General features: G+C 70.0%; 24 protein-coding genes. 13 read left to right on the top strand and 11 right to left on the bottom strand.

The window, feature by feature from the left end:
- Window positions 1–2: 2 nt before the first annotated feature.
- A complete protein-coding gene (locus FE633_RS25205) occupies window positions 3–812 on the bottom strand; it encodes an SGNH/GDSL hydrolase family protein (protein WP_171060117.1) in 810 nt (269 codons plus the stop codon).
- 361 nt (window positions 813–1,173) lie between these two features.
- On the opposite strand from FE633_RS25205, the gene FE633_RS25200 reads away from it, so the two are divergent.
- The 6 genes from FE633_RS25200 to FE633_RS25175 all read left to right on the top strand — a co-directional run bounded on the left by FE633_RS25200 (window position 1,174) and on the right by FE633_RS25175 (window position 9,622).
- Entirely contained in the window at window positions 1,174–1,524 is a 351-nt protein-coding gene (locus tag FE633_RS25200) for a hypothetical protein (RefSeq protein WP_342791213.1), read from the top strand.
- 1 nt (window position 1,525) lies between these two features.
- Window positions 1,526–2,647 (top strand): GNAT family N-acetyltransferase, encoded by a 1,122-nt coding sequence (locus FE633_RS25195; RefSeq protein WP_138047469.1) that lies wholly within the window; start codon window positions 1,526–1,528, stop codon window positions 2,645–2,647.
- Between the two features lie 332 nt (window positions 2,648–2,979).
- Window positions 2,980–3,801 (top strand): glycosyltransferase family 2 protein, encoded by an 822-nt coding sequence (locus FE633_RS25190; protein WP_138047468.1) that lies wholly within the window; start codon window positions 2,980–2,982, stop codon window positions 3,799–3,801.
- A complete protein-coding gene (locus FE633_RS25185; protein ID WP_138047467.1) occupies window positions 3,798–4,802 on the top strand; it encodes a glycosyltransferase family 2 protein in 1,005 nt (334 codons plus the stop codon). The genes FE633_RS25190 and FE633_RS25185 overlap by 4 nt, the downstream gene beginning before the upstream one ends.
- Window positions 4,803–4,839: 37 nt before the next feature.
- Window positions 4,840–5,634 (top strand): polysaccharide deacetylase family protein, encoded by a 795-nt coding sequence (locus tag FE633_RS25180; RefSeq protein ID WP_171060116.1) that lies wholly within the window; start codon window positions 4,840–4,842, stop codon window positions 5,632–5,634.
- Entirely contained in the window at window positions 5,627–9,622 is a 3,996-nt protein-coding gene (locus FE633_RS25175) for a lipopolysaccharide biosynthesis protein (protein WP_138047466.1), read from the top strand. Before FE633_RS25180 ends, FE633_RS25175 begins: the two co-directional genes overlap by 8 nt.
- 67 nt (window positions 9,623–9,689) lie before the next feature.
- Here FE633_RS25175 and FE633_RS25170 read toward each other — a convergent pair whose 3' ends face one another.
- Window positions 9,690–11,108: a GH39 family glycosyl hydrolase gene (locus FE633_RS25170; protein WP_138047465.1), complete on the bottom strand. Its 1,419-nt coding sequence runs from the start codon at window positions 11,106–11,108 to the stop codon at window positions 9,690–9,692.
- Between the two features lie 190 nt (window positions 11,109–11,298).
- Between FE633_RS25170 and FE633_RS25165 the strand changes: the two genes are divergently transcribed.
- Window positions 11,299–12,393 (top strand): DUF5925 domain-containing protein, encoded by a 1,095-nt coding sequence (locus tag FE633_RS25165; protein ID WP_138047464.1) that lies wholly within the window; start codon window positions 11,299–11,301, stop codon window positions 12,391–12,393.
- Window positions 12,394–12,444: 51 nt separating this feature from the next.
- The gene (locus tag FE633_RS25160; RefSeq protein ID WP_138047463.1) at window positions 12,445–13,245 is read left to right on the top strand and encodes a DUF72 domain-containing protein; all 801 of its coding nucleotides are present in this window, start codon (window positions 12,445–12,447) and stop codon (window positions 13,243–13,245) included.
- 120 nt (window positions 13,246–13,365) lie between these two features.
- Here the strand turns inward: FE633_RS25160 and FE633_RS25155 are convergent, their stop codons facing one another.
- Window positions 13,366–13,740, bottom strand: a complete 375-nt coding sequence (locus tag FE633_RS25155) for a GntR family transcriptional regulator (protein ID WP_171060115.1) — start codon at window positions 13,738–13,740, stop codon at window positions 13,366–13,368.
- Between the two features lie 71 nt (window positions 13,741–13,811).
- On the opposite strand from FE633_RS25155, the gene FE633_RS25150 reads away from it, so the two are divergent.
- Window positions 13,812–14,732 carry a GNAT family N-acetyltransferase gene (locus tag FE633_RS25150; protein ID WP_138047461.1) on the top strand — a complete coding sequence of 307 codons (921 nt, stop codon included), beginning with the start codon at window positions 13,812–13,814 and terminating at the stop codon, window positions 14,730–14,732.
- Complete coding sequence (locus FE633_RS25145) at window positions 14,713–15,213, top strand: ribonuclease FAU-1 family protein (RefSeq protein ID WP_138047460.1); 501 nt, start codon at window positions 14,713–14,715, stop codon at window positions 15,211–15,213. The genes FE633_RS25150 and FE633_RS25145 overlap by 20 nt, the downstream gene beginning before the upstream one ends.
- Here the strand turns inward: FE633_RS25145 and FE633_RS25140 are convergent.
- Window positions 15,210–15,842, bottom strand: coding sequence for a class I SAM-dependent methyltransferase (locus FE633_RS25140; protein WP_425473224.1), 633 nt, complete (start codon window positions 15,840–15,842; stop codon window positions 15,210–15,212). The genes FE633_RS25145 and FE633_RS25140 overlap by 4 nt on opposite strands.
- 177 nt (window positions 15,843–16,019) lie before the next feature.
- On the opposite strand from FE633_RS25140, the gene FE633_RS49295 reads away from it, so the two are divergent.
- Window positions 16,020–16,154, top strand: coding sequence for a hypothetical protein (locus FE633_RS49295; protein ID WP_281291256.1), 135 nt, complete (start codon window positions 16,020–16,022; stop codon window positions 16,152–16,154).
- Window positions 16,155–16,160: 6 nt separating this feature from the next.
- Here FE633_RS49295 and FE633_RS25135 read toward each other — a convergent pair whose 3' ends face one another.
- The 3 genes from FE633_RS25135 to FE633_RS25125 form a co-directional block, all read right to left on the bottom strand.
- On the bottom strand, window positions 16,161–16,610 hold the full coding sequence (locus FE633_RS25135; RefSeq protein ID WP_138047459.1) for a GNAT family N-acetyltransferase: 450 nt from the start codon (window positions 16,608–16,610) through the stop codon (window positions 16,161–16,163).
- 59 nt (window positions 16,611–16,669) lie between these two features.
- Window positions 16,670–17,530, bottom strand: a complete 861-nt coding sequence (locus FE633_RS25130) for an esterase/lipase family protein (protein WP_138047458.1) — start codon at window positions 17,528–17,530, stop codon at window positions 16,670–16,672.
- A gap of 180 nt (window positions 17,531–17,710) precedes the next feature.
- On the bottom strand, window positions 17,711–18,157 hold the full coding sequence (locus FE633_RS25125; RefSeq protein WP_138047457.1) for a MarR family winged helix-turn-helix transcriptional regulator: 447 nt from the start codon (window positions 18,155–18,157) through the stop codon (window positions 17,711–17,713).
- A 100-nt stretch (window positions 18,158–18,257) separates the two neighbouring features.
- Between FE633_RS25125 and FE633_RS25120 the strand changes: the two genes are divergently transcribed.
- Window positions 18,258–18,632, top strand: a complete 375-nt coding sequence (locus tag FE633_RS25120; protein WP_138047456.1) for a cupin domain-containing protein — start codon at window positions 18,258–18,260, stop codon at window positions 18,630–18,632.
- A gap of 3 nt (window positions 18,633–18,635) precedes the next feature.
- Here FE633_RS25120 and FE633_RS25115 read toward each other — a convergent pair whose 3' ends face one another.
- From FE633_RS25115 to FE633_RS25100, 4 genes are all read right to left on the bottom strand, one after another.
- A complete protein-coding gene (locus tag FE633_RS25115) occupies window positions 18,636–19,613 on the bottom strand; it encodes a DNA polymerase Y family protein (RefSeq protein WP_138047455.1) in 978 nt (325 codons plus the stop codon).
- Complete coding sequence (locus FE633_RS25110) at window positions 19,610–23,104, bottom strand: DNA polymerase III subunit alpha (protein WP_138047454.1); 3,495 nt, start codon at window positions 23,102–23,104, stop codon at window positions 19,610–19,612. Before FE633_RS25110 ends, FE633_RS25115 begins: the two co-directional genes overlap by 4 nt.
- Window positions 23,105–23,295: 191 nt before the next feature.
- Window positions 23,296–24,378, bottom strand: coding sequence for a S1 family peptidase (locus FE633_RS25105; protein ID WP_138047453.1), 1,083 nt, complete (start codon window positions 24,376–24,378; stop codon window positions 23,296–23,298).
- A 285-nt stretch (window positions 24,379–24,663) separates the two neighbouring features.
- Window positions 24,664–25,719 carry a slipin family protein gene (locus FE633_RS25100; RefSeq protein WP_138047452.1) on the bottom strand — a complete coding sequence of 352 codons (1,056 nt, stop codon included), beginning with the start codon at window positions 25,717–25,719 and terminating at the stop codon, window positions 24,664–24,666.
- Between the two features lie 106 nt (window positions 25,720–25,825).
- On the opposite strand from FE633_RS25100, the gene FE633_RS25095 reads away from it, so the two are divergent.
- On the top strand, window positions 25,826–26,107 hold a 282-nt coding region (locus FE633_RS25095; protein ID WP_138047545.1), incomplete at its 3' end, for an alpha/beta fold hydrolase.

Genomic DNA, 26,107 nt, shown 5'->3' with positions numbered 1-26,107 from the left:
GCTCAGGCCACGCGGTCGAGGACGGGCAGATATCCGCCGGACTGGCCGGCCGCGTTCGGGTGGTACGACTCGCCGATGTTCAGCCAGTTGACACTGTGCAGCCAGGAGCTGCCCGAGCAGATCTCGTGTCCGGTGAAGGTGCTCCGGACGTCGCCGAAGGTGAAGCCGTGGTCGGCGGCACGCTTGGCGATGGCGCTGTCCAGATAGTCGGCGGCGTCGTTGATCGCGGACCGCTCGCCCTCGGTGAGGCCGGCCACGCAACTGCCGTTCAGCTTGTAGAAGCGGGGGTAGCCCAGGACGACCACTTGGGCCGCCGGAGCCTTGGCGCTGATAGCCGAGTAGACGGTGTCGAGCCTTCCGGGCAGCGTCGAGTCGACGTACGCCTTCGCCGTGTTGATGCGGGCGATGCAGGACTGCTCGGACTGGAGCACACAGGTGGTCATGACGTCGGCGAAGCCGGCGTCGTTGCCGCCGATGGAGAGCGAGACCAGACCCGTGCCGGAGCCGAGCGGGCCCAGCTGGTTCGCCACGACATCACTCGTACGAGCGCCCGAGCAGGCCGTGAAGTGGAACGACGAGGGTGAATGGGCAGCGGCCCAGAGGTACGGGTATGCCTTCGTACTGCGCTTGCAGTCACCGCTGGAGGCGATGTATCCACCCGCGCCGACACCGGAGGAGTAGGAGTCGCCGAGGGCCACATAACCGGTGGCTGCGGCCGCTGGGGATGCCTGTGCCGCCGTGGCCCCGGTGAGGGCGAACGCGGCGGCGAGGAGGAGCGAGGTCACGGTTGCCGTGAGTCGGGAACGTCTCATGGAACCTCCCTTTAGCAGGATCTCTGCCATAACTTTCGTAGCGGCTACGCGCGTTGATAGGAAGTGTCCATGCCAAGACTTTTCAGGACCGACCGGGAGTCATCGACGCGTTCACCGTGTACTTCGTTTCCTACCCATGACTAAGACATGACAAAGCTGTGTCGAGCCCCCAACTCCCTTGAGCCTGCCCGTCGCGGGCACGTGACACTTCCGCGTCTTGACGGCCCGACGCCCGCTGCGCCACATTGAAGCCCGGCATCCGGCGCTTCGGGGGGCAAAGTCGCCAATGCAGACCTTAGGCATCAAGTCATCTTCATCAGACAGCGGCGGGCCGCCGCGACAGGATCCGGGGAGGGACCTGTTGCCGCTGCTCGCGGGAGCCGCGGCGGCCATCGCGGGCGTCGGTGCGGTGCTCGCACTCATCGACGTGAACTCACCGCTGCGCGCCCCGTTCACGCTCTTCTTCCTGCTGGCCGCGCCCGGTACGGCGGTGGCGGCCGCGCTGCGCGGGCTGGAACCGTTCGGCCGGACCGTGGCGTCTCTGACAGCGGCGATAGCCGTCAATCTCCTGGTCGCCCAGGGCATGCTGGCTGTGCACCGATGGTCGGTCCGGGGCGGGATCGTGGCCGTCGCCGCGCTCAGCTCACTCATTCTCCTGCTGGTCCTGGTACGGCGGCTGCGTGGCCGTACAGCGAGAAGACGGGCTTCCTGACGTGGACATCCGTGTGTACCGTCCCGGTCAACTGACCGCCGCCGACCGGGCGGCGTGGACGGCACTGCAGTCCAAGGCTCACCTCAACGGCTCGGCCGAGCTGGCGAACCCGTTCCTGTCGCCGGAGTTCACGCTCGCGGTGGGACGCTGCCGGCGAGGCGTGCGCATCGCGGTCGTCAGAGAAAACGGAGAGCCCGCCGCCTTCTTCCCGTTCCAGCGGACCACCACCGGCGTCGGACGGGCCATCGGTCTCGGCGTCTCGGACTGCCAGGGCCTGGTGCACCGGCCCGGCTTCACCTGGGACGCGCGGCAGCTGCTGCGGGCCTGCGGGCTCGCGGTGTGGGAGTTCGACCACCTGGCGGAGGGCCAGACGACGTTCGAGGCCGAGGCCTCCGGCAGGTTCCCGTCCCCCGTCATGGACGTCGACCAGGGGTACGAGGTCTATCTGGGCCGACTGAGGGCCCAGTCGCCGAAGTTCACGAGGACGACACTCGCCAAGGAACGCAAGCTCGGCCGTGACCATGGCGAGTTGCGCTATGTGCACGACGAGCGTGATCCCGCGGCACTGCGCACCCTGATGGAGTGGAAGTCGGCGCAGTACCGCAGAACCGGGCGCAGCGACCGCTTCGCACACCCCTGGATCACCCGGCTGGTGCACCAGCTCTTCCACACCCGCTCCGAGCCGTTCGCCGGGATCCTGTCGGTGCTCTACGCGGACGGCCAGCCGGTCGCCGCGCACTTCGGACTGCGTTCCGAGCGGGTGCTGGCGTGCTGGTTCCCGGCGTACGACCCCGCGTTCTCGAAGTACTCCCCCGGTCTTGTCCTGCATCTGCGCATGGCCGAGGCGGCCGCCGCCGACGGCATCGCCTATCTGGATCTGGGCCGGGGTCAGAAGGAATACAAGGACTCCCTGAAGACACGTGAACTCACCGTGTCCGAGGGGTGGGTGACGCGCCGCCATCCGGTGGCGTTCGGGCACCGGGCGCGACGCGCTCCGGTCCGGGCGTTGCGGAACGCGGTGCTGGCGCGGCCGGAACTGTTGGAGCCGGCCGACAAAATACTCAAACGGATGGGCAAAATCCGCGCGAGTGGTCAGGTAACGTCCAAAACAACGAAAATGTGAGGTCTCGTTCCAGGTCTTGCCATAGGGACTGAATCATCAATATCGTCGTACATCCACCCGCATCGGCCCATCAGTAGCGGCTCTAGGGGAGGGCTCAAGGACCGCGATGGTTCCGGCGCGGGGCGCGGTAGGGGGGTGCCGTGCTCGGTGACCACATCCGTATCGAGCCGTGCCGCGAGACCGACTTTGCCCGTCGGCCAGTTTTGCCAGCTCACCCGGCGTGCACGGAGATCCATTTCGGCATGCCGTAAGTGAGAACCCCCCTTTCGAACCGGACACAATGCCGGACCGCCCAGGGGCGGGCGGTCCACCGGACGAGAGGGACCAGACTCATGAGTTCTTTTCTGCGCCCGGCGGTTTCGGGTCAGGATCCGTCGTTGGCCACGAAGAAGTACCGGCCCATCTCATCTCACCTGGCCATCGCGCCTCCGGTGAGTGTCGTGATTCCCGCCATGAACGAGGCGGAGAATCTTCCCTACGTCTTCAAGACGCTGCCCGACTGGATCCACGAAGTCGTGCTCGTCGACGGCAATTCCACGGACGACACCGTCGCCGTGGCCCGTGATCTGTGGCCGGACGTCAAGGTGGTGAAGCAGCTCGGAAAGGGCAAGGGGGATGCCCTGATCACCGGGTTCGCGGCGTCCACCGGCGACATCATCGTGATGGTCGACGCGGACGGCTCGGCCGACGGCCAGGAGATCGTGTCGTACGTCTCCGCGCTGGTCTCCGGCGCGGACTTCGCGAAGGGGTCGCGGTTCGCCAACGGCGGCGGCACGGACGACATGACGCCCATCCGCAAGCTGGGCAACTGGGCGCTGTGCACGGCCGTCAACAGAAAGTTCGGCGCGCGCTACACCGACCTCTGCTACGGCTACAACGCGTTCTGGCGGCACTGCCTCGACAAGATCGACCTCGACTGCACCGGCTTCGAGGTGGAGACCCTGATGAACATCCGGGTGGTCAAGGCCGGGCTGAAGGTCCAGGAGATTCCGAGCCACGAGTATCTGCGGATCCACGGCGCGAGCAATCTGCGCGCCGTCCGGGACGGGCTGCGGGTCCTCAAGGTGATCCTCAAGGAGCGCTCCAACCGCCGTTCGCTGCGCCGCCGTCCTCACGCGGTCGCGCTCCACACCACCCGGGGAGAGATGTCTTGAGCTCACCCGACATCTCCGTGGTGATCTGCGTCTACACCGAGGACCGCTGGGAGGACATCCTGGCGGCGGTCTCCTCGGTGCGGGCGCAGTCCCGCCCGGCCCTGGAGACGCTCCTGGTCGTGGACCACAACCGGGCACTCCTGGACCGGCTTTCCCAGGAGTACAAGGAGACGCGGGAGGTCCGGGTGCTCGCGAACGCGGGCCCCCGAGGCCTGTCCGCCGGCCGCAACACCGGCATCGCCGCCTCCTACGGCGAGGTCATCGCGTTCCTGGACGACGACGCGGTGGCCGAGCGCGACTGGCTGCGCCACTTCGCGGCGGCGTACGCGGACCCGCGGGTGATGGCCGTCGGCGGCCGGACGATGCCGATCTGGGCCTCGGGCCGTCGGCCGGCCTGGTTTCCGGAGGAGTTCGACTGGGTCGTGGGCTGCACGTACAAGGGCCTGCCTCCGGGGCGGGTACCGGTGCGCAACGTGCTCGGCGGCAACGCCTCGTTCCGCCGTACGGCGTTCGACGCGGCGGGCGGCTTCGCGACCGGCATCGGGCGCGACGGCGACAAGCGGCCGCTGGGCTGCGAGGAGACGGAGCTGTGCATCCGTCTCACCCGCGCCAGGCCGGACGCGGTCCTGCTGATCGACGACCGCGCGGTGATCCACCACCGGGTGCCGGCGGCACGCGAGCACTTCGCGTACTTCCGCACGCGTGCATACGCGGAGGGGCTGTCGAAGGCGCTGGTCGCCCGGAGTGTCGGGGCCGACAAGGGACTTGAGTCCGAGCGCCGCTACACCACGCGCGTGCTGCCCGCCGGGGTGGCCCGAGGGCTGCGCGACGCGCTGCTCGCCCGCCCCGGCGGTGCGGGCCGGGCGGCCGCGATCGTGGCCGGAGTGGCGACCGCGGCGGGTGGGTACGTACTCGGGAGCGTCCGGGCACGCAGGGGTGGCCCCACCTTCTCCGTGGTGGAGATCGAGGGGGTCCCGGGCGACGAGGGGGCAGCGGCATGAGCGGTACACGTGTGTGCGGGACCTGGGGTGATGCCCGATGAACGCCCCTGTGCCCATCCTCATGTACCACGCCGTCTCGACCGCGCCCAACGACGCCACACGGGCCCTGTCCGTGGCGCCCGAGGCGTTCGCCGAGCAGATGGCCCTGATCGACGACCTCGGGTTCACTCCGGTCAGCACCGCCCAGCTGGCGCGGTGGTGGCGCGCCACGGGACCACTGCCCGAGCGTCCCGTGCTCATCACCTTCGACGACGGCTACGAAGGCGTGCACCGGCACGCGCTGCCCGTGCTCGCCAAGCACGGCTTCGCGTCCACGCTGTTCGTCTCGACGGGCTGGCTGCGCGGTACGTACGACACCGGGGGCGGCCTGGACACGATGCTCGACTGGGACCAGGTGCGCGAACTCGCGGACGAGGGCGTCGAGATCGGCGGTCACAGCCATACGCACCCGCAGCTCGACCAGCTCACGGACGACACGCTCCGGTTCGAGCTGACGCGCTGCAGGGAGATCGTCGCGGACGAACTGGGCAGCGCGCCCGTCTCGTTCGCGTACCCCTACGGCTATTCCAGCCGCCGCGTGCGCGAGGCCGTACGCGAGGCGGGATACGGCCAGGCGCTGGCCGTCGGCAACGCCCTGGCCCGCAGGCGCCAGGGGCCGTACGCACTGCAGCGGGTCACCGTCCACCGCAACACCGGCATCGAGGAGTTCGAGCGGCTCGTCGAGGGCCGCGCCATCGCCCGCAACTTCGCCAGGGACCGTGCCCTCACCAAGGGGTACGCCATGGTCCGAAGAGCACGACAGGTCCGGAAGGCCATCCGTTCCCGTGTCTGACACGACCACAGCCCAGCCCGAGACGCCCGCGACCGGGGTGGCCGAACAGCAGTCCGGCCGTCGGCTGCGCCTGCCCGGAATGAGCAAGGGATCAGGGGGCAGCCAGCTGTTCCGGAACGCCTATGCCCTGATGCTCAACACCGGGATCTCCGCCGTGCTCGGGCTCGGCTTCTGGCTGGCCGCGGCCCGCTACTACTCCGATTCCGCGGTCGGCCAGGGTTCCGCCGCCATCGCCGCGATGAAGCTCCTCGCCGGGCTCACCGCGGTGACGCTGACGGGCGCTCTCGCGCGTTTCATCCCGGTCGCGGGACGCGGCACGGGACGCCTCATCCTGCGGACGTACGCGGGCAGTTCGGTGATCGTGGCGCTGGCCGCGGGCGTCTTCCTGCTCACGCCGAACGTCTGGGGATCCTCGTACCGTTTCCTGCACGACCCGGTCAACGGCCTCATTTTCATCCTGGCCGTCGTCGCCTGGTCGTTGCTGACGCTCCAGGACGGGGTGCTGACCGGACTGCGCAGCGCGCTGTGGGTGCCGGTCGGGAACACAGTGTTCTCGGCGGTGAAGCTGGTGCTGCTCGTCGCGTTCGCCGCGGCGATCCCCACCGCGGGTGTGTTCGTGTCGTGGGTCGCGGCCATCGCGGTGTCCGTACTGCCACTGGGCTGGCTGGTGTTCCGGCGTCTGGTGCCCCGGCATGTGAAGGCGACGGAGGACCACGCGCGGCCGCCGACGCTGAAGGAGATGGGCCGGTTCCTCGCGGGCGACTACACCGGCTCGCTGTTCTCGCTCGCCGTGGTGTACCTCATCCCGGTGATCGTCGCCGTGCAGGTCAGCGACGCGGACAACGCGTACTTCTACATCACCACGACCATCGGCGGCACGGTCAACCTGCTCGCCATCAACATGGGTGCCTCGCTCACCGTCGAGGGCTCGCACGATCCCGCGCGGCTCGCGGCGAACACCCGGGCGGCGCTGCGCCGGATGGCCCGGATCATGCTGCCGGTGTGCGCGGTGCTGTTCTTCGGGGCGCCGTACATCCTGGGCGTGTTCGGCCAGGGATACGCGGATGCCGCCACACCTCTGCTGCGCTGGTTCGCGGTGGGCGCCGTGCTGCGGGTGGTCATGGAGACCTACTTCGCGGTGCTGCGCGCCCAGAGCCGCACCGCCGGGCTCGCCTGGCTGCAGGGCCTGTTGTGCGTGCTGGTACTCGGTCTCACGCTGATCCTGCTGCCCCGTATGGGCCTGACGGGTGCGGGTGTCGCGGAGATCTCCGCCCTCGCGGTGATCGTGACGCTCGCCGCACCCAAGCTGTACCGGATCGTCAGGACCGCGCCGCCGGCCGCCGTGCCCGAGGACGCGGCCCCCGACGGGGACCTCGCGGACCTGGGCGCCCGTGACGTGCCGGCGGCCGAGAAGGACGAGCCGACGAAGGGGCGCGGTCCGGCCTGGGCGCAGAAGCTCGACTCGGACACCCTCGCGCTCGGCGTCCAACTCGACTTCGACCACCTGGAGCGGCGGCCCGACGTACGGCCCGGCCCGGGGACGCCGCCCACCGGGTCACCGGCGGTCCAACGGCCCGAACAGCGGCCGGATCGCGGGCCTGAGCACGGGGCCGATCACCGGACAGATCACCGGCCGACCTGGGCGCTCAGGGCGCCCCTCCAGCTCCCGGGGCCACGGCGAGAGGTGGGCCTGCCCGTCGAGGAGCGGGAACCGGGCAGCGAGACCTCCCTGGGACCGGCCGATGTCGAGGCCGAGGTCGAGGTCGACGCGCCGTTCGGCACCTCCGCGCTCGTCCATCGGGGACGCGAGGAATACGAAGAGCGCGAGGGAGACGAGGAACACGAGGGGCACCAGGGAGACGCCGACGAGACCGGTGCGCCGCCCGGACAGCAGCCAGGACAGCAGCCGGGACAGCAACCCGTGCCGTCGGCCGGACCGTCGGCCGGATCCCCGTCGTCTCCGTGGGAGCGACTGCGGCCCACCCGGGTCGGCGTGGTGCTCGGCTGTCTGCTGCTGGCCGCGCTCGTCCTGTACTGGGTGCCCGTGTCCGCCCTCGGGGAGAGGGACCTCGACCGGATGGGCGGGCTCGGGCTGGTGTCCATCCTGCCCCTGCCCACACTGGCCGGGGCCGCGCTGCTGGTCACGGTGTTCGCCTCGCTGCTCTGGCGCAACCGCGAGCACAGGGGGCTGCTCCTGGTCACCCTGCTGGCCACCGTCGTCTCGCTGCACGCGCTGCCCGCGGTGATCGAGACCGAACCGCGGTTCGCGACGGCCTGGCAGCACCTCGGGTTCCTGGAGTACATCGACCGGACCGGTTCGGCCGTGCCCGACCTGGACGCGCGCTGGAGCTGGCCCGGCTTCTTCGCGGCGGCCGCGTTCGTCGCGAAGGCCTGCGGGGTCGACGACCTCACCGAGGTCATCCGCTGGTGGCCGCTGACCATGCAACTCCTCTATCTGGCGCCGATGTTCCTGCTCGTACGCCATATGCGCGCGGGCTGGCGGGCCAAGTGGACGGGCGTGTGGGTCTTCGTGCTCAGCGGCTGGGTCGGCCAGGACTACTTCTCGCCGCAGGGCTTCACCTACCTGCTGTATCTCGTCTTCGTGGCGATCCTGCTCGTGTGGTTCCGGGCGCCGCGCGTGCTGTGGACCAAACAGCGTCCCGGCGAGCTGGAGGTCGAGCCGACGAACCGGCGCCAGCGGGCCGTGCTGCTGATGGTCCTGATCGGCCTGTTCATGGCGACGGTCCCGGCACACCAGCTCACGCCGTTCGTGATGCTGGGCGTCCTCACGGTCCTCGTCATGATCGGCCGCTCCGAACTGCGGGGCCTGCCCGTTCTGTTCGCCGTCATGGTGACCGTATGGGTGGGCTTCCTCGCCGAGCCGTACTGGTCCGGACACTTCGACGAGATGTTCGGCGGGGTCGGCGGAGTGGGCGGCAATGTGTCGTCGTCGGTCTCCGGCCGTATCGGCGAGGGCAGTTCGAGCCACAAACTCGTGCTGTACGCGCGCGTGGCCCTCGCCGGCTCGGTGATGGCGCTCGCCTGCTGGGGCTGGTGGCGGCGGCGCGACCACAAGTACCGCGAACGGTCGCTGCTCGTCCTCACCTTCGTGCCGTTCCTGGGCTTCGGCATGCAGTCGTACGGCGGCGAGATGGCCCTGCGCGTATTCATGTTCGCCCTGCCGGGCGCGGCGCTGCTCGCCGGACTCGCCCTCTTCCCCCGCACCGGAGTCACCGCGAAGGAGCGGGAGCGCGACCGGGTGAGTCTCGCGCCGCTCGCCGCCCTGATGGCGGGGCTGCTCCTGATCGGCGGATTCCTGCTGGCCCGCTGGGGCAACGAGCCCTTCGAGCGGATCCGTCCGGGCGAGGTCGCCGCCATGGAGTACGTGTACCAGCACGACAAGCCGACCACACGGCTGCTGTGGATGAGCAATGACACGGTGGACAACGTGACGCCCGCGATGCCCTGGGGCACCCGGGACATGGAGAAGGTGGAGTACGTCCCGACGCTCGCGCCCGCCGATCCGGTACTGGTGTCGGGCCTGGTGAAGTCACTCAAGGACGCCGGCCCCAACTCGTACCTCATGATCAACCGCAGCCAGGTGATCTATCTCCAGATGGATGTGGGCTACTCGGCGAGCTGGGAGTCCCGGCTCATCCGCCACCTCGACGACCGGCAGGAGCTCAAGAAGGTCTTCGTCAACGACGACGTGACCATGTACACCATGCGCGATCAGCCGGAGGGCAAGGTCGCGAAGCCCGATCCCGGGCCGATCGGCCCTCAGGTGACCTGGACGCCCTGGTCGGTCGTGGGCGGGCTCGCGGCGATCGCGCTGATCGTGCTGCTGACGGTACGCGAGGTGGTACGGGTGGCCGTGCGGCCGAGCGTGCGGCAACTTCGGTGGCTGCAGAGCAGCTTCTGGTTCTCACTGCCGCTGCTGGCGGTGCTGCTGGCCTCGCTGGTGCAGCGGTTCGTGACGATGGCGTGAGGCGCGCGGGGTGCGGGGCGGGGCCGGTGAGTGGTTCAGTGGCTCAGCGGTTCAGTGGCTGAGCGGTTCAGCGGTTCAGCCACTTCACCCCGTACGCGCCCATGTCGAACCGCTTCCCGTCGACCTTCACGCTGATCTCCCGGTCCAGGGTGTTCACGACGACGACCGCCTTGTCGTCGGCGAGGACCCGTACGTTGGGCACGTCGTCGGCGGCGACGGACACCTTCTCGTACCTCGTGCCCGGCGGGAACTCCTTGTTGAAGCGGGAGAGCAGGTCGAGCATGGGCAAGGCCTTACCGCCGTCGCTGGTGTCGGTCGGAGACCAGAGGCAGCCGGCGCAGGCGGAGCCCTTCTCGTTCTCGGGGTTCCAGTAGAAGGCGGAGGTGGTGCCGCCGCGGGCCATCGCGATCATGCCTGACGCCTGGACGGCGACACGGCGCGGCTCGGACCAGCCCTCCCGCTCGTCGTCGGCGTCGGCCGGTTCCACGTAGTACTCGGCCCACCACAGCGGCAGGCCGCGGGTCCGCTCGCGCACCCAGCGGGAGACGGCCGTGAACTTGGCGGTGGCCGCGAACTCGTCGGGCAGCAGCTCGTCGTCCTTGGTGTAGCTGGAGCCGTCCACCACGACGAAGTCCGCGCCCGCCTTGTTCTTGTTCCAGTAGTCGAAGGCGTCGAGGATGCGCTGGTCCATGGCGCCCCACGGGCCCTTCACCGTGGTCGAGGCGTCTTCCTCGCGCGGGTCGAGGCTGTCCATCACCAGATAGGGACCGCCCACCCGGATGTCCTTGTTGACGTTCTTGAGCGCCTTGTAGACCAGGTTGTAGAGCTCGGTGTAGCCCTCGTAGTCCCAACGCGCCTCGGCGTCGTTCCAGAAACCCTTGAACTCGTTCCACACGACGAAGTGGCGTACGTCCGGATAGCGCTTGGCGACGGTCGCGGCGAGCGCGGCGAAGTCCTTGTAATGGGCGCGCTCGGGGGCGGTCTCCAGGGCCTCCTGGCTCCAGTCGGTGTTGTCGGAGCCGGACTTGCCGCCCTTCATCCAGTCCGGGGCGCAGCACAGGGTGACGACCGGGGTGCCGCGTGACTCACGGATGAAGTCGATACGACGGTCCATGTCCTCGAAGTCGTAGAGCCCCTTGACCGGCTCGGGGTTGCCCGAGCCCCAGCCCATGATGTGCTGGATCTGCGGCAGGGGCTGTGCGCGCAGGCGTTTCTCCACCCGTTTCGTGGCGGCGTCGCTGCCCTCGTCGGCGCTGAACTGGGTGTGGGTGAAGCCCCATCCGACGTCCGGTTTCGTCTCCCCCCGCGGGAGGGCGGGCGTGCCGTGCACCTTGTCGCCGTCGCGTGTCGTGCCGGCGGCGCTTCCCTCGTCCCCGGGCAGGGTGTTGATCAAGGTCAGCACCAGGGCCAGAGCGGCCACGCCCACGCCGAGCAGAGCGGTGAGTCGCCACCGCCGCGCCCCCGAATTCCACCCATGACGTCCCATCAAGGACAACAGTAACGTCGTGGGGCGGCGGTAGGGCAGCTTCCGGTGCACACCTGGGGCTGCATTTCCTGGAGGTGCGCCCCCGGACTCCCCACCCGAAGAGCCTTCGACCGGGCCCGCGTCAGGAGACCCCACGGACGGGCCGCGGAAATTCGGTGCATAAGACGCCTCGGTGACGGATCATGGCGGCATGTCTGCGAACCCACACGACGCTCTGCCGATCCGGCTCAACGTCGACGACAGCGACTCGCCGTCGGACGTCGTCGACGCGCTGTTCCTCGGCCGCTTCGCGACGGGCGAGCAGCCGCACTCGCACTCCGCGAACATCGACCGGGTGCGGTCCGGGGCGACTCTGCTGCCACCGGATGCCCAGGTGTTGCGATCCGCCCGCGACGACGACCGCAGCGCCACGCTCGCCCAGGGGGACGGATGGACGCTGCTGGTGTCGCGCTGGAACCGCGGTGCCGACGTCACGGTCACAGCGACCAGCGAGGAGCTCGCCGCGAAGGTACTCGGCCAGGCCACGGACGGCGCGGCCGACGACCCGGAGCCACAGCCCGAGAACGTGACGATGGGCTTCTGGTACGTCTCACCGAGGCGCGGTCCGCACCGCACCACGCGCCAGATCTCGGCGGGTACGTGGGAGGAGGTACGGCCGAACTACACCGCGCCGGTGGCGGACGCGATGGACCACCTGATGAAGACCACGCCGGAGGACATCGCGGGCCGGCTGCTCCTGCTGCACGGCCCGCCGGGCACGGGCAAGACCTCGGCGCTGCGCACCCTGGCCCGCTCCTGGCGGGACTGGTGCCAGGTCGACTGCGTCCTGGACCCCGAGCGCCTCTTCTCTGACGTCGGCTATCTGATGGACATCGCCATCGGCGAGGACGACAGCACGGGCAAGGGGCGCTGGCGGCTGCTGCTCCTGGAGGACTGCGACGAACTGATCCGCGGCGAGGCCAAGCACACGGCGGGTCAGGCCCTGTCGCGCCTGCTCAATCTCACCGACGGTTTGCTGGGACAGGGCCGCAACGTCCTGGTGGGCGTCACGACGAACGAGGACCTGGAGCGCCTCCACCCGGCCGTCGTCCGCCCCGGCCGCTGCCTGGCCCGCATCGAGGTCGGCCCCCTGACCCACCGCGAGTCGGTGAACTGGCTGGGCACCGAGGAGGGCGTGGGCCGCGAGGGCGCGACCCTGGCCGAGCTGTACGCCCTGCGCCGGGGCACGTCACCGACGTCGGTTCCGGGCGCTCGCGAGGGCGCGGACGCCGGGCTGTACCTGTAGCGCGGAGGAGGGGCCGGCGGATCGTACGGCGAGTGGTGCTTTGATGGTGGTATGACCCTTTTCTTGGGTACGTCGGGATGGCAGTACAAGGACTGGCGCGGTGTCCTGTACCCGCCCGGGGTGCCCACGCGGCTCTGGCTGGAGGAGTACGCGGCGCGGTTCGCCACGGTCGAGATCAACAACGCCTTCTATCGGCTGCCGTCGCGGGAGACCTTCGAGGCCTGGCGGGAGCGCACACCGCCGGACTTCGTCGTGGCCGTCAAGGCGAGCCGCTTCCTGACCCACATCAAGCGCCTGCGGGACCCCGAGGAGCCGGTGCACCGGCTGATGAGCCACGCCGCCGGACTCGGCGACCGGCTCGGACCGGTGCTGCTCCAGCTCCCGCCCACGCTGCGCGCCGACGCCGGCCTCCTCGACGACTGCCTCGCCGCCTTCCCGGCCGGCACCCGGGTCGCGGTCGAGCCGCGCCATGACTCCTGGTGGACGCCCGCGGTCCGCGAGGTGCTCCAGACACGGCGTGCCGCGCTCTGCTGGGCCGACGTCCTGTCCCGGCCGGTGACCCCGCTGTGGCGGACCGCCGACTGGGGCTATGTCCGCTTCCATGTGGGCCGCGCCCGACAGTGGCCGCACTACGGCCGGCAGTCCCTGCTGACCTGGGCGCGACGGATCGCGGACGCCTGGCCCGACGACCGCGACGTATACACGTACTTCAACAACGACCCCCACGCAGCGGCGGTCCAGGACGCCCTGGCCTTCGCCCGAGCCGCCACAGCAACAGGCCTGACAGTCACCCGCACCCCACACCGGCTACCGCCCACCGCGGCGGACGCCCACAGAGGGCTCGCCGACTGAGAACGCGCCGACGGAAGCGCCCCCTCAGGAGCGCGGGGCTGTCACATCATGCGGCTCCGCCGCGTGGGCGCGACCAGCCACGACCGACCCGCACCGTCACTCCACCCGGCCGCGCAGCGTTCAGTCGCCGTAAGCCGCGCGCAGCGCATCCCGCACGGCGTCGAGCGCCGCCGACTCGGCAAGCCCGAGCCGCCGCACCCGCTCGGCATAAGCCTGCGCAGCAGACGCGGCCTCCCGCTCGGCCGCCGACCCCGCGGACGCGACGAACGTTCCGTTGCGGCCCCGCGTCTCGATCACCCCGTCGGACTCCAGCGCCCGGTACGCCTTGGCGACCGTGTTCGCGGCGAGGCCGAGCGATTCGGCCAGCCCTCGCACGGTCGGCAGCCGATACCCCACCGGCAGGTCCCCGGCCCGAGCCTGCTCGGAAATCTGCGAGCGCACCTGCTCGTAGGGTGCGACCCCCGAACCGTCATCAATGTCGATCTCCAACGTCACCCAGTGATTGTCCCGCACGCCACGAAAAATGAGAGGCGCCCCGGCCACGCCCACGCGTAGCGTGCGGCCTCATGACAGTGATCGTCCGCGACTTCCGGCCGGGAGACGCCGAGGGCTTCGCCCGCATCCGGCACCTGTCCCTCCCCTTCATGCTCTTCACCGCCGAGTCCATCGCCTACGACGTCGCGCATGCCCATCCCGACGCCCACTTCCAGCCGCTGGTCGCCGAGAAGGACGGCGAACTGATCGGAACGGCCCAGGTGGGCCTGGTGTACGACAGCCCGCAGCCCGGCCAGGGCTGTCTGAACGTGTACGTGCACCCGGAGCGGCAGGGCCACGGCGCGGGCTCGCTGCTGGTGCGCACGGCCGAGGAGCGCCTGGCCGTGCTGGGCTCGACGAAGCTCTTCTCCTGGGTCCTGGACGCCCCCGCGAACCGCGCCTTCGCCGAGAAGCGCGGCTACCGCGCGAGCCGCTCCGCGCACTTCCTGCGCCTCGATTTGGCGAACGGCACACTGCCGCCACGCCAGGCGCTCCCGCCGGACGTCGAACTCCGTAGCGCCGCGGACTTCGCGGACGACCCGCGCCCCCTGTTCGCCCTGGACGCCGAGACGCTGGCGGACGAGCCGGGCGACATCACGCACGAGTTCACGGACTACGGGGCCTGGCTCCGGGAGACCTGGAACCATCCGCTGCTCAGCCACGAGTTGACCACGGTCGCCCTCGTCGACGGGCACCCCGCCGCGTTCAGCGCGGCCCGCACGGACGGTGCCACCCGCTACGGCACCGTCATGACCGGCACCGCCCGCGCCTTCCGCGGCCGCGGACTCGCCAAGCTCGCCAAGAACGACTCCCTGCACCGCGCCCGCGCCGCCGGGTACACGGAGGCGTTCACGGGCAACGACAGCGGCAACGGCCCGATGCTGGCGATCAACAACTGGTTCGGCTACGAGGTCTGCGCGACGGAGGTCTGCCATGTCCGTGAATTCGACTGAGCCCGCGGACGAGTTGGAGGTCGTCCTCGTCAAAGGCGGCCGCACGAAGCTGCGCTACGCCGCCGAACTGCTCGACGACGACGGCAACCGAATCGCTGTCCGCGCCCCGTGGGCGGGCGAAGGCGTCCGCGACTTCGGCTTCGTACGCTTCGAGGCCGGTGATGTCTTCACCGAGTACTACTGGCGCGACCGCTGGTACTCGGTGAAGGAGGTGCGCGACTCCACGGGCACGCTCAAGGGCTGGTACTGCGACATCACCCGCCCGGCCGCGCTCCGGGGCACCGAACTGATCGCCGAGGACCTCGACCTGGACCTCTGGCGCTCGGCGGACGGCACGTCCGTACTGCGCCTGGACGAGGACGAGTTCGCGGACAGCGGCCTGACGGAGACGGACCCCGAGGCCGCGGCGGCCGCCGTGGCAGCCCTCGACGAGCTGGAACTCCTGGCCCGCGAGGGCGGCTTCGACGCGCTCCTCGCTTAGACCACCGCCACCACCCCGTACCGCTCGTCGTCCACCTCCCGTCCCCAGAGCAGCGCGTCGTCCGACAGCCGCTCCACGCGCACGTCCCGCACCAGGGGCGCGAGCAGCCCGGTCAGCCGGGCGGCGGGTATGCCGACCGGGCTCACCGTCCCCCACACGCCCTCTATGAGGACGAGCCGGCCTCCGGGGCGGAGGAGCCCGCACCAGTGCCGCAGGGCGCGCTCGGGATCGGGCAGCGTCCACAGCACATGTCGCACGAGCACCACGTCGAACCGCTGTTCGCCGACCGGCGGGGCGGCGGCGTCACCGACGAAAAACACGGCGTCGCGGCCGGCCAGTTTGGCGCGGGCGAGGTCCACCATGCGGGGCGAGAGGTCGACGCCGGTGACCCGGTGCCGCTGCTCGGACGCCAGGAGGGACAGGCTGCCGGTGCCGCAGCCCAGGTCCAGAACGTCGGACGGGCCGCGCGGCAGCCAGCCGAGCAGCCGGGCTGCCCAGGCCTCCCGGACGGCGGGGTCGCGCAGCCCGTGGTCCGGCTCGTCGTCGAAATCGGCGGACTCGGCGTCCCAGTCGACGCCCGCCCGCGTTTCGACATCGCTGTTGATGGACATGTCACCGTTACTCGTCATGTGCCCACAGTGACACCCGCCACTGACAACGATGGGAGGGAGCGTGACGACCGCCACTGACAACGCAGGCAGGAGCGTGACCGTCGCCACTGACAGGTGGACATCGATGAGTCACGCTCCCCGAAAGGGTCTACCTCCGTACAAAACACGGAACCCGGTGGACACAAGGAGGCCGTCATGCGTCGTGTGACCCTGCAGAAGCCCCTCAGGAAGTCGGATTCCCGCCGTGTACGGGACGAGGCCGACGAACGGACCGCCGAGCGCCCGGAGGTCCGAAAAGACATCCACCGCACCTGGTGGCCCGACGGATGAGAATCGTCAGGGCGTCAGCCGCTTGCGGTAGTGGAGCCGGTCGTACGGCCCCTCCACACGACGCTCCATGAGCTCGTACCCGTACTTCGGGTAGATCTTCTGGTTCTCCCACATCATCGCGTTCGTGAGAAGCCTGACCTCGGGCAGTCCGAGCGCACGCGCGCGTGCGTCCACGAAGGCGAGGAGCCGCCGCCCGATGCCCTGCGCGTGGGCGTCCGGGTGGACGGCGATGATGTCGAGGTAGAGATGGTCCGCGTGCTCCTCCAGGACGAGGAGCCCCACGACCGGATCCCCGGTGACGTACACCCGCCCCGCCGTGATGTTCGCCGCGTGGTCCGCTTCCATCGGCATGGGGACGATCCCGATGCGCTCGATGTAGGGATGGAAAGCCGCGTCGATCACGGCCTTCACGGCGGGTTCGTCTTCGGCTTCGGCGAGGCGGATGTCGTCGCTCATACCCGAACGCTATGCCCGGACGCCATGCCCGAACACCGCGTGCTCGTACGAGTGGTTTCTTATCCCAGGGCGGAGGCGCAGTTGGTCGGGGTGGCGTGCGCCGGGTCGAGGGCGTTCGCCACCTCGTGGTACGCGACGCGGTCGAACAGGCCGATCGCCACATGCTCGGAGAGATCGACCGCGCACAGGTCCTGGAGCAGGACGTTGCGTACGTTCGCCCCGTCGAGGAACCCAGAGCGGTACGGCGTCACCACCTCGTCGTACCGGGTGGCGATGACCGTGTAGCGGACACCCGCGACGGTGTCGCCGCCCGCGTTGAGCTTGGCCAGGAAGGCGGAGCCGGCGATCTGGTCGGCGAGGCCCGGCGTGGCCTTGGACAGCAGATCGCTCGCGCCGGGGAAGTACGGCAGCAGGTTGGCGAGGCCGGACAGTGTGGTGCCGTGGTTGTCGGGGGCCAGCCCGACGAGGGCGTTCACCTTGGCGGCTCCGCCGAGGAACTTGAGGTAGTAGCGGGGCATCATGCCGCCCTGCGAGTGGCCGACGAGGTCGGTCTCGGCGGCACCGGTCGCGGCGAGCACCTTGTCGACGAAGGCCCGGAGTTGCTCTGCCGACTTGTCGATGGGGCCGAGGCCGTGGAAGAGGGGGACGCCCGGCAGTTGACCGTAGTCGAGGGAGAAGACGCAGTAGCCGCGTTTCTTCAGGTACGGCGCGAGGGCCAGCCAGTTGTCGACGGAGTTCCCGAAGGTGCCGTGGACGAGGACGACGGGGCGCGGGTGGGCGGCGGACGGTTTGCAGGAGTAGTCGTTCCAGCCCGTGCTGGGCGCGGATTCGGCTCGGGCGGTGGCGGCGGGGACGACGGTGACGGCGGCGGTCAGCAGGAGCGCGGTCAGGAATCCGGGCACTCGCTTCCAGGGCAGCATCGTGTGATCTCCTTGCGGCTCAAGGGAGTTGCGACGGCGTACGCCCTGTGATCCGGATCACGAGGATGCTGTTCTTTTGTCAAATTACGATCCAGTAGTAAAAGTGTGAAGTTACGCGTCAGTAAAAACTTTCCGTAACAGCCGGCGGCAGCGGTGAACCTGACGCACGCTGACGCGCTGTCACCAGATGGGCTTGATGGGGCCATGGGGCGCGATGCGCAGCAAACCGTGACGCAGCGCTCGGACTTCACGCTCGCCGAGCAACTCGGCCCACGGCCGTACGGCCTCCGCGGCCGCCTCCTCGGCGGCACGGGTACACGCCCATCCCTGTTCGGTCAGTACGACCAGCCGCGCGCGGGCGTCATCGGGATGCGGCCGCCGCTCGGCGTACCCCTTGCGCACGATCTCGTCGACCAGCTGACTCGCCGCCTGCTTCGTCACGCCCAGATGGGTGGCGAGTTCGGTGACCGTCGCTCCGGCCGGGGCGAGCCGGGCGAAGGCGAAGCCGTGCGCGGGCCGCACCCCTTCGAAGCCGCGCGCCTCCACCCCGTCATGGATGCGCTGAGTGAGCTCGCCCGCCACAGCGAGCAGGGCGGCGGACAGGGTCATGGCCTCGGAGTTCTGCACGCATGCATTGAACACCCTTGACGAACTGGTCAACCTGCTTGACCATATCCGTGAGCCACATAGTCAAGTAACTTGACCATCTCAGCTTTCGGAGGCATCCATGCCAGTCGTCCGCGCGTCCGACGCCGTGACCCACGAGATCCACGGCGCCCGCTTCATCTCGTACGCCACTCCCCTGACCGGCAGCAAGGAGCTCTGCGCCTGGCGGGGAGAGATTCCCGCCGGGACCAAGGCGCCCGTGCACACGGTCAACCGGGAGGAGATCTTCCATCTGCTCGACGGCGAACTGCTGATCACGCTCGACGGTCGTACCGAACGGATCGCCGCGGGTGACACGCTGATCATCAACCCGGGTGCCACCCTCGGTGTCGAGAACCCGACCGACCGGACCGCGGTCTCCTGGGTCACCACCTCCATCGGCCTGGAGGCGGAGCTCGCCGACGGCAGCCGGATCACCCCGCCGTGGGCCAACTGAGACTCACACGAGGGCCAGCGTCCCCGGGAACACCGCGCGCGGCCCGAACTTGGCCCGCGCCCGGTCCGCCACCTCCTCGATACGGCGGGCCTTCTCGTCCAGCTCGTCGAAGGTGAGCTGGTGGGAGGCCTGCTCGGCGGGGTCCAGACCCTCGGCGCGCAGGGCGATCGCACGGACCCGGGCGCGCTGGAGGCCGAGCGCCTCGTACATGCGGTACGCGGCGTCGGTGAGCGCCGAGGAGTGGGCGGTCGGCTCGGGGAGCGTACGACTGCGAGTGGTCGTGGAGCGGTCGGCGTAGCGCACGGTAAGGGTGAGCGTGCGGCACACCTTCTCCAGGGCGCGCAGCCGGGCGCCCAGTTCCTCGGCGGCGGAGAGCAGGGCACGGCGGTGCCTGTCCGGGTCCAACTCGTCGCGCGAGAAGGGGCGTTCGGCCGCGAGGGAGCGGGAGACGGCATTGGGTACGACGCGGCCGCGGTCGATGCCCTGGGCCTTCTCGTGCAGTTCGCGACCGCCGCGGGCGCCGCAGAGCCGTTGCAGGGTCGACAGCGGCGCGGCGGCGACCTTGCCGACGGTGTCGAGGCCGTACTCGCAGAGGGTGCGGGCGGTGGCGGCGCCGACTCCGGGGAGCGTGGCGACCGGCTGTTCGTCCAGGAACTCCGCGAGGGCACGGGGCTCTTCGGGCACCACGCGAGTCTCTCCGGGCCCGGTGCCGCGCAGGGCCATCCGCGCGAACATCGGCCCGGACCCGGCTCCGATCGCGCACTCGACCCCGTACCAGGCGAGCGCCCGGACGCGTATCAGCGCGGCCAGCTCCACGGCGTCCCGCCCGAAGTACCGCTCGGCGCCCCGCAAGTCCACCAGGGCGCCGTCGGGCGGCAGCGCCTCGATGACAGGGGTGAACCCCTCGAGCATCCCGAGGAGCTCGGGCAGGGCGGCCTCGCGCGTCGGAGGCAGTTGGAAACGTACACAGAGGATGGTCATCCCGCACTCCCCGGACTCTGGTGCCACAACTTCCTTCCGCTCGCGGGCCCTTCGCCCGCCGGGCGCAGATCCGCCCACGGATGCATTTCGTATCCCGTGGGCAAATGGATTCGACGGCCGTCCGCCGAATCCCCTTCGCCCCGGGAGCCGGCGGGAGCCCCGGCCTCCTCGGCCTCCTCCCCGGCCTCCCCGGTCGCCACGTTGTTCGGCTCCGCCAGCCGCAGGGCGACCCCGTCCAGCCCCTCCTCGCGCCGCAGTTCCACCAGGTCGGCGAGGTTCCAGGCCGCCGACCCGACCACGCTGAGGCTGCGCGGGCCGCGGCGCTGGACCACACCGCGCACGAGCAGGAGCCAGGAGTGGAAGACGGTGTGGGCACACGCGTCGTGGGAGTCGTCGAAGAAGGCGAGGTCGACCAGGCCGGTGCCGTCGTCCAGGGTGGTGAAGATGACTCGCTTGCCGGAGCGGATCGGCGGGGTCTGGGTGGCCGCCTTGGCGCCCGCGACCAGCACCGCCTCGCCGTGCCGGGTCTCGCGCAGCCGGCGTGCCGTGACCACGCCCAACTCCTCCAGGAACTCCCGGTAGTCGTCCATCAGATTGCGGGACACGTCCATGGAGAGCACGCCCAGCTCGGCGCTGAGCCTCTCCGCGTCGTCGAGGTCGGGCAGCCCGACGAAGGCGGTGTTCCGGCCACCGGACAACGGGAGCTGTCCCCCGCGCACGCCCGGCGCACCCCGGTGCAGCTCGGTCAAGTGCAGTTGCAGATCACGGCGATTGGCGCCGAACGCGTCCAGCGCGCCGACCTGCGCGAGCCGCGCGGCAAGCGGACGGCTCGGGCGGGCCCGCTCCCAGAAGTCGACCAACGAGGCGTACGGCTGCCCGTCCGCGATCCGCTCCGCCTCGGCCTTGTTGATTCCGTATACGTCGGAGAGCGCCAGCCGCACGCCCCACCGGTCCGGAGAATCCCCTTTACCGCACACCAGTTCGATCCGATGTGCGACCGCCGATCGGTTCACGTCCAACGGCAGGATCGGCACTCCGCGCCGCCGCGCGTCCGCGAGCAGCAGCCGCTTCGGGTACATCCCGGGATCGTGCGTGAGCAACCCGGCGTAGAAAGCGGCCGGATGATGGGCCTTCAGCCACGCCGACTGGTACGTCGGTACGGCGAAGGCGACCGCGTGCGCCTTGCAGAAGCCGTACGAACCGAAGGCCTCGACGATCTCCCAGGTGCGCTCGATCGTCTCCGCGGAGTACCCCTTCGCGGCCGCCTGCTGCGCGAACCAGGAGCGGATCCGCTCCTGCGACTCGGGATCGGACAACCCGCGCCGCACCTGGTCGGCCTCGTCCCGTCCGCAGCCGGTCATGAGGTGCACGATGTCGATGACCTGCTCGTGGAAGACCACGACCCCGTAGGTCTCCCGCAGCGGTTCCGCCAGGTCCGGGTGCGGATAGCGGACCGGCGCCCGGCCGTGCCGCGCCTCGATGAACGGACGCACCATGTCGGCGGCGACCGGCCCGGGGCGGAAGAGGGAGATATCGACCACGAGGTCGTGGAAGGTCGCGGGCTGGAGCCTGCCGACCAGGTCCCGCTGTCCCGGCGACTCGATCTGGAAGCAGCCCAGGGTCTCGGTGGACCGGATGAGTTCATACGTCGCCGGGTCGCCCTCGGGCACCGCGTCCAGGTCCACGGGCACTCCCGTCGCCCGCTCGACCTCCGCGACCGCGTGCGCCATCGCGGACTGCATCCGCACGCCCAGCACATCGAGCTTGAGCAGCCCGAGATCCTCGACGTCGTCCTTGTCGAACTGCGCCATGGGGAACCCCTCGCCGCTGGTCGGCATGACCGGCGTACGGGCGAGGAGGGAGGCATCCGAGAGAAGCACTCCGCAGGGATGCATGGCGACTCCGCGCGGCAGGGCGTCGAGCGCTTCGACCAGCTCCCACAGCCTGCCGTACCGCCCCTCTTCCCGCTGGAACTCCCTTGCCAGCGCACGGAGTTCGGGAAGTTCGTCCAGTGCCGCGCGGGCGTCGCGGGCGCGGATGTGCGGGAAGGACTTGGCGATCCGGTCGATGTCGGCGGGGTCCATGGAGAGCGCGGCGCCGACGTCGCGGATGGCGTGCCGTACGCGATAGGTCTCGGGCATGGCGACGGTCGCGACGCGCTCGGTGCCGAACCGGTCGATGATCGCGCGGTACACCTCCAGCCGGCGCGCGGACTCGACGTCGATGTCGATGTCCGGCAGGGCCAGTCGGCGCTTGGACAGGAACCGCTCCATCAGGAGCCCGTGTTCGACGGGGTCCGCGTGCGCGATACCGAGGAGATGGTTGACGAGGGATCCGGCGCCGGAGCCGCGCGCGGCGACCCGGATGCCCATCTTCCTTATGTCGTCCACGACTTGAGCGACCGTCAGGAAGTAGGAGGCGAAGTTGTGGTGGGCGATGATGTCCAGCTCCTGGTGCATCCGCTCCCAGTACGCGCGCCGTGAGTCGTAGCCGCGCAGCACCATCCCCGCCGCCGCGCGCGAGGCCAGCACGCGCTGCGCGGTGCGGCGCCCGGCGCCGACGAGGTGCGGCTCGGGGAAGTGGACGGCCCCGATGCCGAGGTCGTCCTCCGGGTCGACGAGGCACTCGGCGGCCGTGGCCTCAGTCTGTTCCAGCAGACGGTGCGCGGCGTCGCGGCGGTGTCCCGCGGCCTCGACGATCCGTTCGGCGGCGCCGGACATGGCTCCCGCGTCCTTGAGCCAGCGCTCGCCGCTGTCCAGCTCCTTGCGGGGGTCGATGGGGACGAGGCGGCGGGCGGCGTCCAGGACGTCGGCGACCGGGCCCATGCCCGGATCGGCGTACCGGACGGCATTGCTGAGCACCGAACGCACCCGTTGCTCGGCGGCGAAGCCGACGGTACGGGCGGCGAGGCGCAGCGAGCCGGGGCCGGTGCCCTTGCGGCCGTGCCAGACGGCTTCGAGGCGCAGGGCGTCACCGTAGATCTCCCGCCAGGGCGCGAGCAGCTTCGCGGCCCGGTCGGGGCGGCCCGCGGCGAGCGCGCGGCCCACATCGGAGGCGGGGCCGAGCAGCACGGTCAGGCCCTCGGCGTGGTTGTCCGCCCAGGGCAGCAGTGGCGGACCCTCGCCGGCATGCGATGCAGTAACGATTCTGCACAGATCGGCCCAGCCGCTCGCACCGTTCCGGGCGAGAAAGGTCACGCGGGGTGTCGACTCATCGATGAAGGCACCGCCACGCACGGGGGCACGTCGCCGCGCCCGCCGCTCCGGCTCCCCCGGCGGAGCCACCGCGAGTTCCGCCCCGAACAGCGGACGCACCCCCTCGGCGGCACAGGCCTTGGCGAACCGGACCGTACCCGCGAGGGTGTCCCGGTCGGTGAGTGCGAGGGCGTCCAGACCCCGCTCGGACGCACGCTCGGCCAGCCGCTCCGGATGAGAGGCCCCATAACGTAGGGAAAACCCGGAAACGGTGTGCAGATGCGTGAAACCCGGCACACGCACCTCCACTACCCAGGGGCTCCCACGCCAGCCCTCGAACATTCGTTCCCTACTCCCTCGCCCCCACCATAGACCAATTCTCGAACGGATGTACGACATCCGCACGGGCACGCCCCACCTGCGGAAACGCGAAAGTCCCGCCCCCGCAAAAGCGCGCGGGGACGGGACTCTCCGAGTCGGTGGAGCCGTCAGCCGATCTCGGTGCCGGTTGCCTTGAGGGCCTCCGTGACCGGCTGGAAGAAGGTCTCGCCGCCGGAGGTGCAGTCGCCGCTGCCGCCGGAGGTGAGGCCGATCGCCTTGTCGCCGGCGAAGAGCGAGCCGCCGCTGTCACCGGGCTCGGCGCAGACGTCGGTCTGGATGAGCCCCTCGACGACGTCGCCGCTGCCGTAGTTCACGGTGGCGTTCAGGCCGGTGACCTTGCCGTCGTGCACCTGCGTGGTGGAACCGCTGCGGGTGACCTCCTGGCCGACGGTGGCCTCGGCCGCGCCCGTGATCTTCTGCGAGGAACCGTTGTAGAGGTTCACCTCGCTCGGGTGCTCCGTGTCCCCGCTGTACTTCACCAGGCCGTAGTCGTCGCCCGGGAAGCTGGAGTCCGCGTTCTCGCCGATCGCGTTGCCGTCCGAGTCCGACCAGCTGGTGATCGCCTCGGTGCAGTGCCCGGCGGTCAGGAAGTGCGGCTCCCCGCCCTTGACCACGTTGAAGCCGAGCGAACAGCGGCTGCCGCCACCGGTGATGGCGTCACCGCCGGCGATGAAGGGCTTGAACTCCCCCTTCGTGGTCTTGAGTTCGACCTTGGAGCCGAGTTCGTCGACGACCTTGTTCAGCTTGGTCATCTTCGCGCCCTTGACCGTGCGGTCCGCGGTGACGACGACCTTGTTGGTCGCGGGGTCGGTCGCCCACGAGGTGCCGGGGATGGTCGCGTCCTGCTTCAGCGTCGTACGGGCGCTCTTGAGCTCGGCGAGGGAGTTCTCGACGATTCTCGCCTTGGCTCCCGCCGCCTTGACGGCTTCGGCCGAGGCCTTGTCGAGCACGTTCACGACGAGGTTCTTGGCCTTCGCGTCGTAATACGTTCCCGCCGCGTCGGCGCCGAGGTCCTTGGCGAGCGTCGAGGCGAGCTTTCCGGCCGCCGCGACCGAGAGGGTCTCGGGCGTGGGTGCGGGCGCGGTCTCACTCGCGTTCGCGGACTGGAAGGTAACTCCCGCGGCCACCAGTGCGGCGATACCCGCACCTGCCACGGCGGCACGCCGCTTGGGTATGCGTCGGTGCTTCAACTTGCGTCCTCCTGTGGGGGGTCGGCCGCGGCGGTTATGGGGACCACCGAGACCGAAAGGGCGTACGGACATGGACATGACAGACAGAAAAGCCACATCCACGCCAGCGGACACCGACCACTATCGCGAGGCACCCAGGGACACACAAGGTCGACTTCAGGACGGGCACTCTCCAACAAGTGCATACCCCCGGCTGGTTGACGCGCGTTGACCCGCCGGAATAAAGACCATGTCAGTTCCCGCAGCAAACACTACGAGCGAGTAACTAAGGGCAGCGCGTGAGGTCTAGCCCTGTCCGGATTTCGACCCTTCGGGGTCCGGATCGAACGACTCCAGTACGGGCGGAAGTTGCTCCCGCATCGATTGCTCCCCCGCCGCGGGCATCGACGGCACGGACCGCTCCGGCTCGGACGACGGCTCCTTCGCCTCCGGCAACGGCTGCTGAGACTGGGACAACAACCGCTGAAGCTGGGCGAACAACTGCGGGGAGAGCAGCGCCTGCTGCTGGGCGGAAGCCGACTGCCCCTCGGACGGCGACGACTGACCCTCGGACGGCAACGGCTGCTGAGCGGCCGGCGTCGGCTGCTGCGCGCGCTCCAGGAAGCGCAGCAGCTCCACCGGGAAGGGCAGCACCAGCGTGGAGTTCTTCTCGGCCGCGACCGCCACCACGGTCTGCAGCAGCCGCAGTTGGAGGGCGGAGGGAGTGTCGGCCATCTCCTTGGCGGCCTCGGCCAGCTTCCTGGAGGCCTGCAGTTCCGCGTCGGCGTTGATGACCCTGGCCCGCCGCTCGCGGTCGGCCTCCGCCTGCCGCGCCATCGACCGCTTCATCGTCTCCGGCAGCGACACGTCCTTGATCTCGACACGGTCGATGGAGACGCCCCACTCCACGGCCGGACTGTCGATCATCAACTCCAGCCCCTGGTTGAGCTTTTCGCGGTTGGAGAGCAGATCGTCCAGCTCGCTCTTGCCGATGATCGAGCGCAGCGACGTCTGCGCCATCTGCGAGACCGCGAACCGGTAGTCCTCGACCCGCATGATCGCGTCGGCCGCGGACACCACCTTGAAGTAGATGACGGCGTCCACGCGCACCGTGACGTTGTCCCGCGTGATGCCGTCCTGCGCGGGCACCGGCATCGTCACGATCTGCATGTTGACCTTCTGGAGCTTGTCCACGAAGGGCACGATCAGGGTGAACCCAGGGCCCCGTACACCGGAGCGCAGCCGGCCGAGCCGGAGCACCACACCCCGCTCGTACTGTTTGACGACCCGGGCCGCCGCCATCGCGTACACCGCTCCGACGGACACGAGCGCTGCTCCCGCCGCCACCAGCTCCTCGACCATGACGACCCCCCCAGGGTCCGTACCGAGCGCATCAGGTGTGTACTTCGAAGGTAACTCCAAGGTGGACGCGAAGGGGAGATGGAGGACACAGGTGCCGAGCAGCGTAATGATGCGGGACGGACGACGGCTGGCGTTCGAGGAGTGGGGCGACAAGGGCGGGACGCCAGTGGTGCTGCTGCACGGCACACCGGGCTGCCGGTACGGGTCGGTGCCCGAGAAGGTGAGGGAAGCGCGCCCCGGGGTGCGGTTCATCGCGTACGACCGCCCCGGGTACGGGGAGTCGGACCGCGGCCCCGGCCGCCGGGTCGCCGACGCGGCGCGGGACGTGGCCGCGGTGGCCGACGCGCTCGGGCTCGACCGGTTCGCGGTGCTGGGCCGCTCGGGCGGC

It is taken from the genome of Streptomyces montanus, assembly GCF_005786655.1.
Taxonomy (GTDB): Bacteria; Actinomycetota; Actinomycetes; order Streptomycetales; family Streptomycetaceae; genus Streptomyces; species Streptomyces sporangiiformans.
Note: the sequence above shows the minus strand (reverse complement) of the source record. Positions and strands in the feature narration are given on the sequence as shown.

Coding starts and splice junctions, on each gene's coding strand:
- FE633_RS25205 (WP_171060117.1), bottom strand. CDS start 812: ATGAGACGTTCCCGACTCACGGCAACCGTGACCTCGCTCCTCCTCGCC.
- FE633_RS25190 (WP_138047468.1), top strand. CDS start 2,980: ATGAGTTCTTTTCTGCGCCCGGCGGTTTCGGGTCAGGATCCGTCGTTG.
- FE633_RS25180 (WP_171060116.1), top strand. CDS start 4,840: ATGAACGCCCCTGTGCCCATCCTCATGTACCACGCCGTCTCGACCGCG.
- FE633_RS25170 (WP_138047465.1), bottom strand. CDS start 11,108: ATGGGACGTCATGGGTGGAATTCGGGGGCGCGGCGGTGGCGACTCACC.
- FE633_RS25165 (WP_138047464.1), top strand. CDS start 11,299: ATGTCTGCGAACCCACACGACGCTCTGCCGATCCGGCTCAACGTCGAC.
- FE633_RS25160 (WP_138047463.1), top strand. CDS start 12,445: ATGACCCTTTTCTTGGGTACGTCGGGATGGCAGTACAAGGACTGGCGC.
- FE633_RS25150 (WP_138047461.1), top strand. CDS start 13,812: ATGACAGTGATCGTCCGCGACTTCCGGCCGGGAGACGCCGAGGGCTTC.
- FE633_RS25145 (WP_138047460.1), top strand. CDS start 14,713: ATGTCCGTGAATTCGACTGAGCCCGCGGACGAGTTGGAGGTCGTCCTC.
- FE633_RS25140 (WP_425473224.1), bottom strand. CDS start 15,842: ATGACGAGTAACGGTGACATGTCCATCAACAGCGATGTCGAAACGCGG.
- FE633_RS49295 (WP_281291256.1), top strand. CDS start 16,020: ATGCGTCGTGTGACCCTGCAGAAGCCCCTCAGGAAGTCGGATTCCCGC.
- FE633_RS25135 (WP_138047459.1), bottom strand. CDS start 16,610: ATGAGCGACGACATCCGCCTCGCCGAAGCCGAAGACGAACCCGCCGTG.
- FE633_RS25130 (WP_138047458.1), bottom strand. CDS start 17,530: ATGCTGCCCTGGAAGCGAGTGCCCGGATTCCTGACCGCGCTCCTGCTG.
- FE633_RS25120 (WP_138047456.1), top strand. CDS start 18,258: ATGCCAGTCGTCCGCGCGTCCGACGCCGTGACCCACGAGATCCACGGC.
- FE633_RS25115 (WP_138047455.1), bottom strand. CDS start 19,613: ATGACCATCCTCTGTGTACGTTTCCAACTGCCTCCGACGCGCGAGGCC.
- FE633_RS25100 (WP_138047452.1), bottom strand. CDS start 25,719: ATGGTCGAGGAGCTGGTGGCGGCGGGAGCAGCGCTCGTGTCCGTCGGA.